The organism is Actinomadura craniellae (genome assembly GCF_003289645.1).
Taxonomy (GTDB): domain Bacteria; phylum Actinomycetota; class Actinomycetes; order Streptosporangiales; family Streptosporangiaceae; genus Actinomadura_D; species Actinomadura_D craniellae.
On sequence record NZ_QLYX01000019.1, the window covers coordinates 47416 to 61472 of the forward strand.

Consider the following 14057-nt stretch of genomic DNA (forward strand, 5'->3'; position numbering starts at 1 on the left):
GCTCGTGCGCATGGCGACCCTGGTTTTGCTGCGGCATGGCGAAAGCGTGTGGAACGCGGAGGGCCTGTTCACCGGGTGGGTGGACGTCGATCTCTCCGGCAAGGGCGAGAGCGAGGCGGCGAAGGGCGGCGAACTGCTGCTGGACGCCGACATCACGCCCGACGTCGTGCACACCTCCCTGCTCAAGCGGGCGATCCGCACGGCCAACATCGCGCTGGAGGAGGCCGACCTGCTGTGGCTTCCGGTGCGCCGGTCATGGCGGCTGAACGAGCGGCACTACGGCGCGCTGCAGGGCAAGAACAAGGCCCAGACGCGCGAGAAGTTCGGCGAGGAGCAGTTCAAGGTCTGGCGCCGCTCCTATGACATCCCGCCGCCGCCCATCGCCGACGACGACTCGCTGTCGCAGGTGAACGAGCTGCGTTACGCCGGCCTGCCGTCCGAGCTGATCCCGCGCACCGAGTGCCTGGCCGACGTGGTCGACCGGATGCTGCCCTACTGGTACGACTCGATCGTCCCCGACCTGGCCGCCGACCGCACCGTGCTGATCGTCGCCCACGGCAACTCGCTCCGTGCCCTGGTCAAGCACCTCGACGACATCTCCGACGAGGCGATCGCCGAGCTCAACATCCCCACCGGCATCCCGCTGGTCTACGAGCTCGACGACGACTTCGCCCCGCTCAAGCGCGGCGGCGAGTACCTCGACCCCAAGGCCGCCAAGGCCGCCATCGAGGCCGTCAAGAACCAGGGTGCCGCCAAAAACCAGGGCGCCGGCAAGAAGAGGAAGTAGCCGACGAAAGCGGGGGCCGGGCGTGCGCCCGGCCCCCGCTCCGATCCTGGCTTCCTAGTCCTGGATCTCCTCGGCACGCTGCCCGGTGACCAGGTACACCACGTTCTCCGCCACGTGGACGGCGTGGTCGGCGAAGCGCTCGAAGTAGCGGCCGGCCAGCGAGATGTCCACGGCGGGTTCGACGCCGTACTTCCACTTGGGCGACAGCATGCGGTCGAACAGCTTGCGGTGCAGCCGGTCCATCGCGTCGTCGTCGGCGTCGAGCTCCAGGCCCATGTCGACGTCGCGGGAGGCCACCACGCTGCCCGCCTTGGCGATCATCCGCTCGGCGATCTGGCCCATCTCCAGGACCAGGGCCTGCAGCTCGGGCGGGACGGCCGATTCGGGATGCCGGCGCCGGGCCGTCTTGGCCAGGTGCACGGCGAGGTCGCCCATCCGCTCCAGGTCGCCGCTCATCCGCAGCGAAGTGATCAGCATGCGGAGGTCGCCGGCGACCGGCTGCTGCCGGGCCATGAGGTCGAAGACGGTCTCCTCGATCTCGGCGTCGATCTTGTTGACGTGCTCGTCCCCGCTGATGACCTCTTCGGCGAGGCGGAGATCGGCATCGAGGAGGGCGGTGACGGCCCGGGCCATGGCGGACCGAACAAGCCGGGTCATCTCGACGAGCTTGTCCGAAATACCGTCAAGTTCCTCGTGGTAGGCGTCGCGCAATGGGAGTCCTTCGTTCGCGGCCGGGTGCAACCCGCAGATGTCCAGTGCAGAGTGTGCCGGACAGTTGTGAACCGACCCGGATAAGGAGGTGAACTTTGGACGAACGTGCCAGCTTCTCATGCCGCCTTGGTGCAGTGGCACGCTGACCTCCGCTTACGATCCGTGGTGTGGACGTGGAGGTCGTCGCAGGTCTGGCCGGACTGGTGGGTCTCGCCACCGGCCTGGCAACCGGATTGGCGGTGCGCGTGAGCGAGTGGGCCCAGCAGGCAGAGCGGCCCGCCGCTCCGCAGACCAGCGCGCTCCCGGCCGGAATCGCCTCGGTCCTGAGCGTCCTGCGCTCGTCGGCGGTGGTGGTCGACGCCGAGGACCGGGTGCTGCGCGCCAGTTCGGCCGCGCGCGCCTTCGGAATGGTCAGCGGCGACCGGCTGGTCGTCGACGAACTGCTGGCCATGGCCAGCCTCGTCCGGCGGGACGGCGAGATCCGCGAGATCGAGGTCCAGGTGGGCTCCTCGCGCCGGAGCCGGGCCGAGGGGCGCTGGTTCACCGTCCGGGTCGCCCCGCTCGGCTCGAACGGGCTGGTGCTCGTCCTCGCCGAGGACCTGACCGAAATGCGGCGGGTGGAGGCGATCCGCCGCGACTTCGTGGCCAACGTCAGCCACGAGCTCAAGACCCCCGTCGGCGCGCTGTCGCTACTCGCCGAGACCGTCGAGGGCGCCGCCGACGACCCCGAGGCGGTGCGCAGGTTCGCAGCGCGCATGCAGATGGAGTCCGTCCGGCTGAACAACCTCGTCCAAGACCTGATGACGCTGTCGCGCGTGCAGGGCGCCGAGCCGCTGTCCGAGCCGCGGCCCGTGGCGCTGGACGGGGTGTGCGCCGAGTCGCTGGACCGCTGCCAGATCAAGGCCAGCGCCAAGAACATCGAGCTCACCATCGCGGGCGAGGAAGGGCTTCGGGTACGCGGCGACGAGGAGTTGCTGACCACGGCGCTACGTAACCTGGTCGACAACGCCATCGCCTACAGTCCGGAGAACACCAGGGTCGTGATCATGACCAGCACGACCGATGATGGGTTCGTGGAGATCACCGTCACCGACCAGGGGATCGGTATCCCCGAGTCGGACCTGGAACGCATCTTCGAGCGCTTCTACCGGGTCGATCCGGCCCGTTCCCGCCGGACCGGCGGCACCGGGCTCGGCCTCGCCATCGTCAAACACGTCACCACCAAGCACGGCGGCGAGGTGACGGTGTGGAGCAAGGAAGGATCCGGCTCCACCTTCACCCTGCGCCTTCCGCTGCTCAGTCCCCCATCCCCCCAACCCCAGAGCAGCACAGCATCGGGGAAAGACACCGTACGGGAGGCCACACCGTGACCCGCGTGCTCGTCGTGGAAGACGAGGAGTCGTTCAGCGACGCACTGTCGTACAACCTGCGCAAGGAAGGGTTCGAGGTCGCGGTCGCGGCCACCGGCCCCGACGCGCTGGAGATCTTCGAGCGGAACGGCGCCGACCTGGTGCTGCTCGACCTGATGCTGCCCGGCCTGCCCGGTACCGAGGTCTGCCGCGAACTGCGGGCCAAGTCCAACGTGCCGGTGATCATGCTGACCGCCAAGGACAGCGAGGTGGACAAGGTCGTCGGGCTGGAGCTCGGCGCCGACGACTACGTCACCAAGCCGTTCTCCACCCGCGAGCTGATCGCCCGGATCCGGGCGGTGCTGCGCCGCCAGGGCGAGACCGAGGAACTGGCCCCCGCCATCCTGGAGGCCGGCCCCGTCCGGATGGACGTGGAACGTCACGTGGTCAGCGTGAGCGGCTCGTCGGTCCAGCTTCCGCTCAAGGAGTTCGAGCTGCTGGAGGTGTTGCTGCGCAACGCCGGCCGGGTGCTGACCCGGATGCAGCTCATCGACCGGGTCTGGGGCGCCGACTACGTGGGCGACACCAAGACCCTCGACGTCCACATCAAGCGCCTGCGGGCCAAGATCGAGCCCGCGCCGTCCGCGCCCCGCTACATCGTCACCGTCCGCGGCCTGGGCTACAAGTTCGAGCCCTGATCGCCTGAGCCGGGGCGGCACCCGCCGCCCCGGCCGCGCATCGCGTCAGTGACCGCCGTCGGCCGGCGGCGCACCGGCGCCGGGCGACGCCGGCCCGCTCGGCGTGGCCCCGGGGTCGCTCGGGGCGGCTCCGTGACCGGCCTCGGTTCCGTGACCGGGGGCCGGCGTGGACGGGCTCGGCGCGGCGGAGGCCGACACCCCCGGGACGGGCGAGTAGGTGGTGTACTCCTTCTGCCACGGCACCACCGGGACGAGGACCTTGGTGGACCCGGACTTCTCGAAGCGCAGCGTCAGCTCGATCGAGTCGCCGCCCCGCAGTTCCCCGCTGAGGCCGGTGAGGACCACCTGCGGCCCACCCGCGGCGGCGGCCGGCGGAGCGGGCGCGACCGCACCGGCCGCGCCGGGCGAAGGCGAGGGAGAGGTCGCGCCGGGCGAGGGCGAGCCGGAGGCGTCTGGGACGTTCGTGCGCGGCGAGGCGGCGGACGTGCGGGGGGCGCGCTGCGCGACGGGAGTGCGGGAGGCGCCCTGCTCGGTGGGCGTCGGCGCGGCGCCGGCCTCGGTGCCGCCGGTCAGCTCGACCCGGGTGGCGGGCGGCAGCGCGACCGAGCCGTCGGAGATCCGGAAGCCGGAGAAGGCGGGCGAGGAGACCGAGACCAGCCTGTCGGGCCGCCCCGCGACCTGGTTGATCAGCGAGGCGTAGACCGGCAGGCTGGCGCCCGCGGTGAACGTCTCGCCGGGCCGCGGGCCCAGGACGAACAGGTTCCGCACCGCCATCTGCGCGGGCATCTTGCCCTGGGGCAGCGTGACGTTGACGCCCTCGGTGAGCCGGTCGGGCATGGCGGACTGGGGCGTGTCACCGGCGCCGCAGCCGGAAATCACCGGCGCCATGGCGACGGCGCCCGCGACGGCGAGCACGACCATTCGGCGGCTGTTGCGGATCACGGCGTCGATCTCCTCGGAAACGGGGGCCAGAGCACGCGCGGGCGCGCGGGGATCACCAAAGGTGAAGCGTAGCGAGATCACCGCGCCCCCCGCGCCCGGGGTCCCCGACTCGTCGCGCTCAGGGCCGGCTGGGCCGGGTCAATGAGCGGAGGCGCTCGGTCAGGACGGAGTCCGCGGTCGGGGTGATGACGGCGCCCACCACGGCATCGGTGTGCACGAGGACGGCACTCGGGGCGGCACCGGGAACCGGACGGTACGTCGCGGCCAGCACGTTGCGCTCGTCGCCGACCACGACGACCTGCCCCGGCGGTGTGCGGCCGGCCAGGCCGCGCAGGTCCGCGGCGGCCTTCCCGGCGGGCCAGCCCGATCGCCGGTCGGCCGCCAGCCAGAACTTCAGGTTGAGCCGCCGGGTCTGCCCGGCCAGACCCGCCACCAGGTTCTCGCACCGGCAGTCGGGCGGCACGATCATGATCACTCCGGGTGCGACGTCGCCCACCGGCCGGGCGCGCCCGGCCACCGTGACCTGGGCGGCGGGCAGCGGGCCGCCGATGCCGCCGGGCGGGGCCGTGGGGTCGCGGAGCGTCGAGGTGACGGTGGGCCGGGGCGAGGGGCGCGGGGTGAGCGCGGCGAAGATGGCGCCGCCGGCCACCGCGATCAGCAGCGCGATGGCCAGGGCCGGGGCGGCGAGGCCGAACCGGGCGAACGGGCCGAACACCCGGCGCAGCCGGTCTTGCCGCCGGCGCCGGCGTTCCTCTCTGCGGTAGGCGAGCACCTCGCGGTCGAGTTCGCGGGCATCGTCGGGGATGACCACGTCGACATGGGGCAGCCCGTAGTCGTCGCGCTCCGGGTCGCCGCCGTCAGGCCTCACGCCGCACCTCTCATGCCGGCTCATGCCACATCGCCGCTCGCCGCCGGGCCGCCGGTCCGGCGCCGTCGCGTTCGCGGCGCCCGTCGGCACCCGCCGCGCCGCCCTCGGGGTGTACCCGGACGATGCGACGGTTCACCTCCAGTATGGGCCGGTTCCGGGCCGGTCGGCAGCGGGCACACCAAGGTCGTCGGCCGGATTTCGACGCGCCGCCAACGGAGCTGTTGCAGAACCGTTTCGATCGTGTTTCGTTATCAAGGGAGTGTCCGAAAGGGCATTCGATGCACCGATCGACAACTTTGTCAAGACCCCAATTAGGGGGCTGACCTGCGCATATGTACGGAACGTCGGTGCGGCCACCGTGCGGCGCGTGCTACCCTTGTTTCTAGCGGAAGGGGTACTTGTCACATGACTTTCACGGTCGGCGACACCGTCGTCTACCCCCACCATGGGGCTGCTCGGATCGAAGACATCGAGACTCGCACCATCAAGGGTGAGGAAAAGACCTACCTGGTCTTGAAGGTCGACAAGGGCGACCTGACAGTACGTGTCCCGGTCGAGAACGTCGAGGAAGTCGGCGTCCGCGATGTGGTCGGCCAGGAAGGTCTTGAGAAGGTCTTCGAGGTGCTTCGCGCACCGTACACCGAAGAACCGACCAACTGGTCCCGGCGTTACAAGGCGAACTTGGAGAAGCTCGCCTCCGGTGACGTCAACAAGGTCGCCGAGGTCGTCCGTGACCTTTGGCGTCGCGACAAAGAGCGCGGCCTGTCGGCCGGAGAGAAGCGCATGCTGGCCAAGGCCCGGCAGATACTGGTCAGCGAACTCGCGCTGGCCGAGAAGACCAACGAGGACAAGGCCGAGGCCTTGCTCGACGAGGTTCTGACCGGCTGAAGCGAGTGGACACGAGAATTCCACGGGTGGGCGTCGGAACCGACGTCCACCCGTTCGCTTCCGGTCGCCCGCTCTGGGTGGCCGGTCTGCTCTGGCCCGGCGAGGGCGACGGCCCGGCCGGGCACTCCGACGGCGACGTCGCGGCACACGCGGCCTGCGACGCCCTGCTGTCCGCCGCCGGGCTGGGCGACCTGGGCGCCGTCTTCGGCACCGCCGACCCGCGCTGGTCCGGAGCCTCCGGCACCGACCTCCTCCGCGAGGTGGCCCGCCTGCTCGACGCCGACGGCTGGACGATCGGCAACGTCGCGATCCAGGTGATCGGGAACCGCCCGAAGATCGGCAAGCGGCGGGCCGAGGCCGAGAAGGTACTCGGCGAGGCGATCGGCGGCGCCCCGGTGAGCCTCTCCGCCACCACCACCGACGGCCTCGGCCTCACCGGCCGCGGCGAGGGCATCGCCGCCATCGCCACCGCCCTGGTCCTCCCGCCCGCCTCCTGACCTGCGGGAAAGCCCCGGACCGCGCTGAGCCGCCGTTGCCCTGTGCTGTCCTGCCCGCCTCCTGGCCCATGGGGAGCCGGGGACCCCGCCTTGCCGCCGTCGCCGGCGTTGCCCCGTCCGCCTCCTGGCTCGCGGAGAGTCGGGGAACGAGTCTTGTCGCCGTCGCCTGCGTTCTCCTGCCTGCCTTCTGGCTCGCGGGGAGTCGGCGACCGTGCCGAGCCGATCTCCAGGCGTCCGGGTCAGTCGCGCGGCGGGGTGGGTGAGCTGCGGAACTTGCTGGAGGGCGGGGTGGAGTCGTCGCCGCCGTCCGGGTCCTCGGCGCGGTCCACGGCCGCCCCGTCGGGGTCGGAGCCGTCCAGGGCCGGGTCGGAGAGGGTGGGCAGCACCATGTCGGGCTGTGTGGTCGAGCCCCGGCCACGCTGCGGCCGCCGCACCAGTTCCACATCGGTCGGCAGGCTGGCGGGCGGCACCGGCCGGGGGTCGCGGGCGAGGTCGGCCCTGCGCTCGGGAATCGGCGGCTCCTCGGGAGCGGTTGGCTCCGCGGGGTCCAGCCAGGCGTCCTGGCCGGTCAGCGGCCGCCACCCCTCGTCATCCTCGCTCTTCGAGCCACCTGAGCCGCCTGAGCCGCCCGCGCCGCCCGCGCCGCCCGCGGCACGGGCCGGCTTCGCCGGCTCGTCCGTGCCGGGCAGGTCGTCCCAGCGGGTAGCCGAGGGGTCGGGGCTCAGGCCGAGGACGTCGTCCCAGTCTGTGCCCGTCCTGCCCGCCGCGCGGGGCTCGTCGTCCCCGTCGGTGTCTGTCCTGCCCGGCCGGCGGGGCTCCTCGTGGTCGGGCCGGGTGGCGGGGGCGTCGTAGAGGTCGGGCACGATCGAGTACGGGGTCGGCGGGGTCGTGGTGCTGTCGTCCTCGGCGGGCTCGCGGGGGGCGGGAACGCGCGGTTCGGGCTCCCGTTCGGGCAGGCCGGGGATCAGGTCGCCGGGTTCCTCGGCCGGAGGGGGCTCCGCGGCCGGGCGGCGGGCGAGCCGGAACATGCTCAGCCACAGCCAGACCGCGATGACGAGCATCGCGTGCGGCGCCCCGGCCACCCCGGCCCGCAGCGGCTCGTCCGGCAGCGACCCGTACCCGTGCAGCGCGCGCTGCACGCTGGCCGCACCGGTCCCGCCGAGCAGCGCCAGGAGCAGCACCCAGCGGATCCAGCGCGACCACCAGCGGGCCCGCCAGGCGACTACGAGGGAGCCGATGGTGACGGTGATCAGCGCATCCACCATGATCGGGTATGCGGGGGCCCAGCGGCGGGCCGCACCGCCCTCGATGGCGAGCGTCCGGAGGTCGTCGTAGGTCAGCACGTAGGTGGCGCCGGCGAGGACGGCGACGCCGAGACCGGCGGACACGGTGAGCAGCCGGGAACGCCGGCCTGCCTGCGGGTTGGTACTCATCCGGGCTCATCTCGGGGGGCGGGACGGGGGAGTCTCCCCATATCTTGTCCGCGATCATCGTGCACCATGCACTCCGCGGCCATGCGGCGTGTCGTGGCATATCACCCCGCGTTGAGGTCGACGTACGGTTAAGAAGAGGTCCCGAACAGGAGGCGACGATGCCGTTCTACCGGGTTGTGGGCGAGGTGCCCCGCAAACGACATGTGCGGTTCCACCGTCCAGACGGCGGGCTGTACGCGGAGGAGCTGATGGGCGAGGAAGGGTTCTCGTCCGACTCCTCCCTGCTGTACCACGAGCACCCGCCTACGGCGATCGTGAAGAGCGAGGGCGTCACCACGTCGCCGGCGACGCTGACGCCCAACCACCCGCTCCGGCCGCGCGCCTACCGCACCCAGGAGCTGTCGCCGGGCGGCGATCTCGTGCTGGGCCGGCAGGTGCTGTTCGGCAACGAGGACGTGCGCATCTCGTTCGCGCTCACCGGCGAGACGAGCGAGCTGTACCGCAACTCGGTGGGCGACGAGGTCGTGTACGTGCAGGAGGGGTCGGCCCGGTTCGAGTCGGTCTACGGTGCGCTGGACGTCGCCGAGGGCGACTACCTGGTGATCCCGACCGGCACCGTCCACCGCTGGGTGCCGGACGGCACGCTGCGCGCGCTGGTGATCGAGGCGCGCGGGCACATCCGGCCGCCGGGGCGCTACCTGTCCAAGTACGGGCAGTTCCTGGAGCACGCCCCCTACAGCGAGCGGGATCTGCGCGCGCCCGCCGAGCCGCTGCGGGAGCGGGGCGAGCACGTTCCGGTCCTGGTGCGCACCCGGGCGGGGCTGTCGCGGCTGACCTACCAGCACCACCCGTTCGACGTGGTCGGCTGGGACGGCTGCCTGTACCCGTACGCGTTCAACATCCGCGACTTCGAGCCGATCGTGAAGCGCACCCACGCGCCGCCGCCGGTGCACCAGACCTTCGAGGGCCCGAACTTCGTGATCTGCTCGTTCTGCCCGCGCCCGCTGGACTTCCACGACCAGGCGGTGCCGGTGCCCTACAACCACCACAACGTCGATTCCGACGAGGTGATGTTCTACGCGGGCGGCGACTACACCGCGCGTAAGGGCTCCGGGATCGGCGTGGGGTCGATCTCCCTGCACCCGGCCGGGTTCACGCACGGCCCGCAGCCGGGTGCGGCCGAGGCCGCCATCGCGGCGATGGACCGGGGGCACACCAGCACCGACGAGACCGCGGTGATGATCGACACCTTCCGGCCGTTGCATCTCGGCCCGGCGGCGCTCGGTTGCGAGGACTCCGATTACGCCTGGAGTTGGGCGAAGTAGCGATTAATCAAGATTCTCTGCGGCCAGCCGGGGTATCCGGACATTCGTGCCTTTTCCACAGCGCGTTCTGGACCTTGCAGAGAATCGAGGGCTGGGCGAGCCCGTCCGCGCCTACGACGGCGGGCCCGCCTACCGCCGGGCGGTGACCTGGCTGGTGCTGCTGGGCACCGCCGGGGTGCTGCTGGTCCTGTCGAGCATCCTCTACCTGGTGGACGGCTGGTACTGGCTGGGCGGCACGGGAGTGGTGCTGGCGATCGGCTACCTCGCCGGCACCGGCTGGATCCTGCGCGCGGGCGGGCTGCGCGGCCGGGGCCGGGCGTTCCACCTGTTCGAGCACGGCTTCGTGCACACGGCGGGGAAGTCCGCCGAGGTCTGCCCGTGGAACGCGCTGCTGTCGGTGACCGTGTCCGGGGTGCGGCGGAGCGCCGCACACCGGCGCACCGACTGGCGGTTCACGGTCGCCCGCGCGGACGGCCACCGGGTGTCCTTCGGCCGAGAACTGCCCGGCGCCCGGGAGTTCGGCGAAATCGTGACGGGCGAGGTGACCCGCCGGACCGTCCCGCGCCTGCTGGCGGCGGTCGAGGGCGGCGAGCGCGTCACGGTCGGGCCGTTCGCCGTCGACCGGGACGGGGTGGAGAAGGAGGGCGAGCGGGTCCCCTGGTCCGAGGTCGGCGAGGTCGGGATCGACAACGGCATGGTGTTCGTCCGGCGCGCCGACGGCGCTCCCGGGCCGAGCGCGCTGGCCGGCGGGATGCCCAACGCCGTCGCCTTCGCGGAACTGTGCTGCGGGGCCCGGGACGCGGCCAGGCGGCCGCACAGCGCGTTCGGCTCGGGTGGCGTGTCCGGATCCAATAGCCTTGACGTGTGAGCCTGCGTTTCTACGACACCGGTACCCGTACGATCCGTCCGTTCGAGCCCCTGACACCGGGCCGGGTCGGGATGTACGTGTGTGGTGCGACGCCGCAGGCCGCACCGCACATCGGCCACCTCCGCTCGGGCGTCGTCTACGACCTCGTGCACCGCTGGCTGCTGCGGTCCGGGCACGAGGTGACCTTCGTCCGCAACGTCACCGACATCGACGACAAGATCATCACGGTGGCGGCCGGCCAGGACGTCCCGTGGTTCGCGGTGGCCGAGGCCAACCAGCGCGTCTTCAACCAGGGCTACGACCTGCTGGGCTGCCTGCCGCCCACCGTCGAGCCCCGGGCCACCGGCCACGTCACCGAGATGATCACGCTGATGCGGCGGCTGATCGACGCCGGGCACGCGTACGCCTCCGCCGGCGACGTCTACTTCGACGTGACCTCCTGGGCCGACCGCTACGGCGCGCTGTCCAACCAGCGGCTGGAGAACATGCGCGACCCCGGCGACAATCCCGGCGGTCAGGCTAAGCGCGACCCGCGCGACTTCGCGCTGTGGAAGGGCGCCAAGCCGGGCGAGCCCACCTGGGAGACGCCCTGGGGCCCGGGCCGGCCCGGCTGGCACCTGGAGTGCTCGGCGATGGCCGGCCGCTACCTCGGCGCGGAGTTCGACATCCACGGCGGCGGGGTGGACCTGATCTTCCCGCACCACGAGAACGAGATCGCCCAGTCGCAGGCGGCGGGCGACGGGTTCGCCCGCTACTGGCTGCACAACGGGCTGCTCACCGTGGACGGCGAGAAGATGAGCAAGTCGATCGGCAATGTGGTGACGCTGCCCGACCTGCTCGGCAAGGCCCGCCCGGTCGAGGTGCGCTACTACCTAGGGTCCGCGCACTACCGCTCGCTGATGGACTACACCGATGTGGCGCTGGCCGAGGCGGTCGCCGCCTACCAGCGGATCGAGGGCTTCGCCGTCCGCGCCGCCGAGGTGGTCGGTGAGACCGAACCCGCCGCCGACCTGCCCGCGGCCTTCACCGCGGCGATGGACGACGACCTGGGCGTCCCCCAGGCGATCGCCGTGGTGCACGAGACCGTGCGCGAGGGCAACGGGGCGCTGGCCGCCGGCGACGCGGCGGCGGCCCGCGACCGGCTGGCGGCGGTCCGCGCGATGACCGGGGTGCTCGGCCTCGACCCGCTGTCGGACGGGTGGAGCCGGACCGGCGGCGACGACCTGTACCCGGTGGTCGACGCGCTGGTCTCGGTGGCGCTGGAGCAGCGGCAGGCCGCCCGGGCGCGCAAGGACTACGCCGCGGCGGACGCCATCCGCGACGGCCTCACCGCCGCCGGCATCGTCGTCGAGGACACCCCGCAGGGTCCTCGCTGGGAACTCAAGTCCGGCCGCCCGTGACGGCCGGCGCGGTCCTCCGGGCCGCATAGGGTTGACGGGTTGTTCGGGGCGTGCGGCCCTGCGAACCCAGAAGGACAAGGACAGATGGCCAAGCGTCGTAAGAAGGGCCCCGATTTCACCCCGAAGGCCGAAGACCGGCACTGGTACGGCAAGCGCCAGGCGGCGCGGTCCGCCAAGCCGGCCGCCCGCCGGCCCGGGGGCGAGGGCGCCGCGCCGCGCACCCCGGCCCGCCGGGCGCCCGACGCGCCCGAGCTGGTGACCGGCCGCAACCCCGTGGTGGAGGCGCTGCGCGCGGGCGTCCCCGGCAGCGCGCTGTACGTGACGTCCGACTCCGACGAGCGGGTCCGGGAGGCGATCCAGATCGCCGGCGACCGGCGCATCCCGCTGCTGGAGGCGGGCCGGCCCGAGCTCGACCGGCTGACCGACGGGGCCGTCCACCAGGGGATCGCGCTCCAGGTCCGGCCCTACAAGTACGCCCATCCCGACGACCTGCTGGCCGGCCCCGCCACGCTGATCGTGGCCGCCGACGGCATCACCGACCCGCGCAACCTGGGCGCCATCGTGCGCTCGGCTGCGGCCTTCGGCGCCACCGGGGTGGTGGTGCCCGAGCGCCGCGCCGCCGGGGTCACTGCGGGCACGTGGAAGGCGTCGGCGGGCACCCTCGCGACGCTGCCGGTGGCCCGCGCCACCAACCTGGCCCGGCAGCTCAAGTCCTACCAGCAGGCCGGCTGTTTCGTCGCCGGACTGGACGCCCGGGGCACCGTCACCACGGCCGAGCTGGAGGCCGCCGACGGCCCGTTCGTGCTGGTGGTCGGCTCGGAGGGCAAGGGGCTGGGCCGCCTGGTCGGCGAGACCTGCGACATGCTGGTGCGCATCCCGATGGGCGAGCGCGCCGAGTCCCTGAACGCCGGGGTGGCGGCGGGCATCGCGCTCTACGAGATCGCCCAGCGCCGGAGCTGAGGTCGGGGCGCCGGAGCCGAGACCTGGACCGATGTCGGGAATCCGGCCACGGGAACGTTTCAGACCGGCCATCATCGGTAACCGCAGTCGTGTCCGTCCACTGACCGAGAGGCGGCGTCATGACCCTTTCCACGGAGCAGTTCGCTCCCTGCGTCCTGTGCGGTCACCAGACCGCCGATGCGGGGCACCTCACCGAGGCCCACATCGAGCCCGCCGTGCAGCAGCGCAACGGCGAGTACTACTGGGAGTGCCCCACCTGCGGTGAGAGCGACGGCACCTGGTTCCGGGAGGTCGGCGCCACCAGGGGGCTGGCCGACCATCTGCGGCACCGGCACGGCGTGACTCCGGGCTGAGCTCGTCCCGACGGCGGACGGCTCCTCCGCCGCGGGTAGCAGGGCGGGCCGGAGGGGTAGCCCTGAGGTCGGGGTCCGGGGATCAGCGCGATGGCCGATGCGCGATCGGGGTGCCGGCGGCCAGGGTTGGGGACAGTGAGAATCCCCCGCCAGGAGGCGACCGGACATGTCCGTTCTTCGCGCTGCGGCGGTGCTGGCGGCGATCGCCGTCGGGGCCGCGCTCCTCGTACCCCGCACGGTTGCGATCGCCCGGGCCGCCGGCACCGTCCCCCACCGGGGGATGCTGGTCACGGTGCACCCGCTGGGCACCCTGACGGCCGACCAGGTGCGTACCGCGCTGACCGGTGCGGGCTTCGACACCGGGTCCGTCCGGTACGACGTGGACGCCTACCGGCTGGTGTATCGCACCGCCGACACCCGGAACCGGCCCGTCACCGCGAGCGGGCTGTTCGTCCTGCCGCGCAGCGGTGAGCGCCGGCTGCACACCGTCTCGCTCGCCCGCGGGACGGCGATCCACCGTGCCGACATGCCGGCGGAGGGCTGGGACCGCGGTCCCGCCCTCGGTTATGCCGCGGCCGGTTTCGCGGCGGTCACCCCCGACCACCCGGGGACGAACGCGCCCGCGGAGACCACCGCCTCGCTGGACATGCTGCGGGCCGCCCGCGACCACGCCCTGCGGTCCGGCCGCCAACTGGACCGGCAGGTGTTCGTCACCGGCCTCTCCCAGGGCGCGACGGCCGCGCAGGGGCTGGCCCGGGTCCTGCGGGACGGTGCCGACCCGTGGTTCCGACTGCGCGCGGTCGTCCTGGAGAGCGACCGCCCGACCGGCTCCGACATCGTCCGCCAGTTCGCCACCCTGTCCTGACCCGATTCTGTCCAGATCCTCTCCTGACCCGACCCGACGCTGACCTGACCCGATCCTCTCCCGAACCGATCCTGTCCTGATCGGGAACGGGCCCGCCCGTCAGCCCCGGCCCG

General features: G+C 72.4%; 15 protein-coding genes. 11 read left to right on the top strand and 4 right to left on the bottom strand.

Features of this window, described 5'->3' with window-relative positions; all coding sequences use genetic code 11:
- Positions 1-10 precede the first annotated feature (10 nt).
- Entirely contained in the window at positions 11-787 is a 777-nt protein-coding gene (locus DPM19_RS30570; protein ID WP_111871558.1) for a phosphoglyceromutase, read from the top strand.
- A 54-nt stretch (positions 788-841) separates the two neighbouring features.
- Here DPM19_RS30570 and phoU read toward each other — a convergent pair whose 3' ends face one another.
- A complete protein-coding gene (phoU, locus tag DPM19_RS30575) occupies positions 842-1498 on the bottom strand; it encodes a phosphate signaling complex protein PhoU (protein ID WP_111871559.1) in 657 nt (218 codons plus the stop codon).
- A gap of 167 nt (positions 1499-1665) precedes the next feature.
- On the opposite strand from phoU, the gene DPM19_RS30580 reads away from it, so the two are divergent.
- Both DPM19_RS30580 and DPM19_RS30585 read left to right on the top strand, forming a co-directional pair.
- On the top strand, positions 1666-2868 hold the full coding sequence (locus DPM19_RS30580; protein ID WP_111871560.1) for a sensor histidine kinase: 1203 nt from the start codon (positions 1666-1668) through the stop codon (positions 2866-2868).
- A complete protein-coding gene (locus DPM19_RS30585) occupies positions 2865-3545 on the top strand; it encodes a response regulator transcription factor (RefSeq protein ID WP_111871561.1) in 681 nt (226 codons plus the stop codon). Before DPM19_RS30580 ends, DPM19_RS30585 begins: the two co-directional genes overlap by 4 nt.
- Positions 3546-3590: 45 nt before the next feature.
- On the opposite strand, the gene DPM19_RS30590 is transcribed toward DPM19_RS30585, so the two are convergent.
- Together DPM19_RS30590 and DPM19_RS30595 are read right to left on the bottom strand one after the other, a co-directional pair.
- Positions 3591-4487 (bottom strand): hypothetical protein, encoded by an 897-nt coding sequence (locus tag DPM19_RS30590; protein ID WP_146779055.1) that lies wholly within the window; start codon positions 4485-4487, stop codon positions 3591-3593.
- Positions 4488-4605: 118 nt separating this feature from the next.
- On the bottom strand, positions 4606-5355 hold the full coding sequence (locus DPM19_RS30595) for a hypothetical protein (protein WP_111871563.1): 750 nt from the start codon (positions 5353-5355) through the stop codon (positions 4606-4608).
- Positions 5356-5760: 405 nt separating this feature from the next.
- Between DPM19_RS30595 and DPM19_RS30600 the strand changes: the two genes are divergently transcribed.
- Positions 5761-6243, top strand: coding sequence for a CarD family transcriptional regulator (locus tag DPM19_RS30600; protein ID WP_111871564.1), 483 nt, complete (start codon positions 5761-5763; stop codon positions 6241-6243).
- A 26-nt stretch (positions 6244-6269) separates the two neighbouring features.
- Complete coding sequence (gene ispF / locus DPM19_RS30605) at positions 6270-6740, top strand: 2-C-methyl-D-erythritol 2,4-cyclodiphosphate synthase (protein ID WP_199485367.1); 471 nt, start codon at positions 6270-6272, stop codon at positions 6738-6740.
- Positions 6741-6979: 239 nt separating this feature from the next.
- On the opposite strand, the gene DPM19_RS30610 is transcribed toward ispF, so the two are convergent.
- Entirely contained in the window at positions 6980-8173 is a 1194-nt protein-coding gene (locus DPM19_RS30610; protein WP_111871566.1) for a DUF2637 domain-containing protein, read from the bottom strand.
- Positions 8174-8331: 158 nt separating this feature from the next.
- Between DPM19_RS30610 and DPM19_RS30615 the strand changes: the two genes are divergently transcribed.
- From DPM19_RS30615 to DPM19_RS30640, 6 genes are all read left to right on the top strand, one after another.
- A complete protein-coding gene (locus tag DPM19_RS30615; RefSeq protein ID WP_111871567.1) occupies positions 8332-9498 on the top strand; it encodes a homogentisate 1,2-dioxygenase in 1167 nt (388 codons plus the stop codon).
- A 46-nt stretch (positions 9499-9544) separates the two neighbouring features.
- Positions 9545-10366 (top strand): DUF6585 family protein, encoded by an 822-nt coding sequence (locus DPM19_RS30620; RefSeq protein WP_146779056.1) that lies wholly within the window; start codon positions 9545-9547, stop codon positions 10364-10366.
- Positions 10363-11766 carry a cysteine--tRNA ligase gene (cysS, locus tag DPM19_RS30625; protein WP_111871569.1) on the top strand — a complete coding sequence of 468 codons (1404 nt, stop codon included), beginning with the start codon at positions 10363-10365 and terminating at the stop codon, positions 11764-11766. The genes DPM19_RS30620 and cysS overlap by 4 nt, the downstream gene beginning before the upstream one ends.
- A gap of 84 nt (positions 11767-11850) precedes the next feature.
- Positions 11851-12726 (top strand): 23S rRNA (guanosine(2251)-2'-O)-methyltransferase RlmB, encoded by an 876-nt coding sequence (gene rlmB, locus DPM19_RS30630; protein WP_111871570.1) that lies wholly within the window; start codon positions 11851-11853, stop codon positions 12724-12726.
- Between the two features lie 119 nt (positions 12727-12845).
- A complete protein-coding gene (locus DPM19_RS30635; protein WP_111871571.1) occupies positions 12846-13079 on the top strand; it encodes a hypothetical protein in 234 nt (77 codons plus the stop codon).
- A 166-nt stretch (positions 13080-13245) separates the two neighbouring features.
- On the top strand, positions 13246-13944 hold the full coding sequence (locus DPM19_RS30640) for a hypothetical protein (protein ID WP_146779057.1): 699 nt from the start codon (positions 13246-13248) through the stop codon (positions 13942-13944).
- Positions 13945-14057 lie beyond the last annotated feature (113 nt).

Excerpts from the sequence above, each read along its gene's own strand:
- DPM19_RS30570 (WP_111871558.1), top strand. The coding sequence starts at position 11 with ATGGCGACCCTGGTTTTGCTGCGGCATGGCGAAAGCGTGTGGAACGCG.
- DPM19_RS30600 (WP_111871564.1), top strand. The coding sequence starts at position 5,761 with ATGACTTTCACGGTCGGCGACACCGTCGTCTACCCCCACCATGGGGCT.
- DPM19_RS30610 (WP_111871566.1), bottom strand. The coding sequence starts at position 8,173 with ATGAGTACCAACCCGCAGGCAGGCCGGCGTTCCCGGCTGCTCACCGTG.
- DPM19_RS30615 (WP_111871567.1), top strand. The coding sequence starts at position 8,332 with ATGCCGTTCTACCGGGTTGTGGGCGAGGTGCCCCGCAAACGACATGTG.
- rlmB (WP_111871570.1), top strand. The coding sequence starts at position 11,851 with ATGGCCAAGCGTCGTAAGAAGGGCCCCGATTTCACCCCGAAGGCCGAA.
- DPM19_RS30635 (WP_111871571.1), top strand. The coding sequence starts at position 12,846 with ATGACCCTTTCCACGGAGCAGTTCGCTCCCTGCGTCCTGTGCGGTCAC.
- DPM19_RS30640 (WP_146779057.1), top strand. The coding sequence starts at position 13,246 with ATGTCCGTTCTTCGCGCTGCGGCGGTGCTGGCGGCGATCGCCGTCGGG.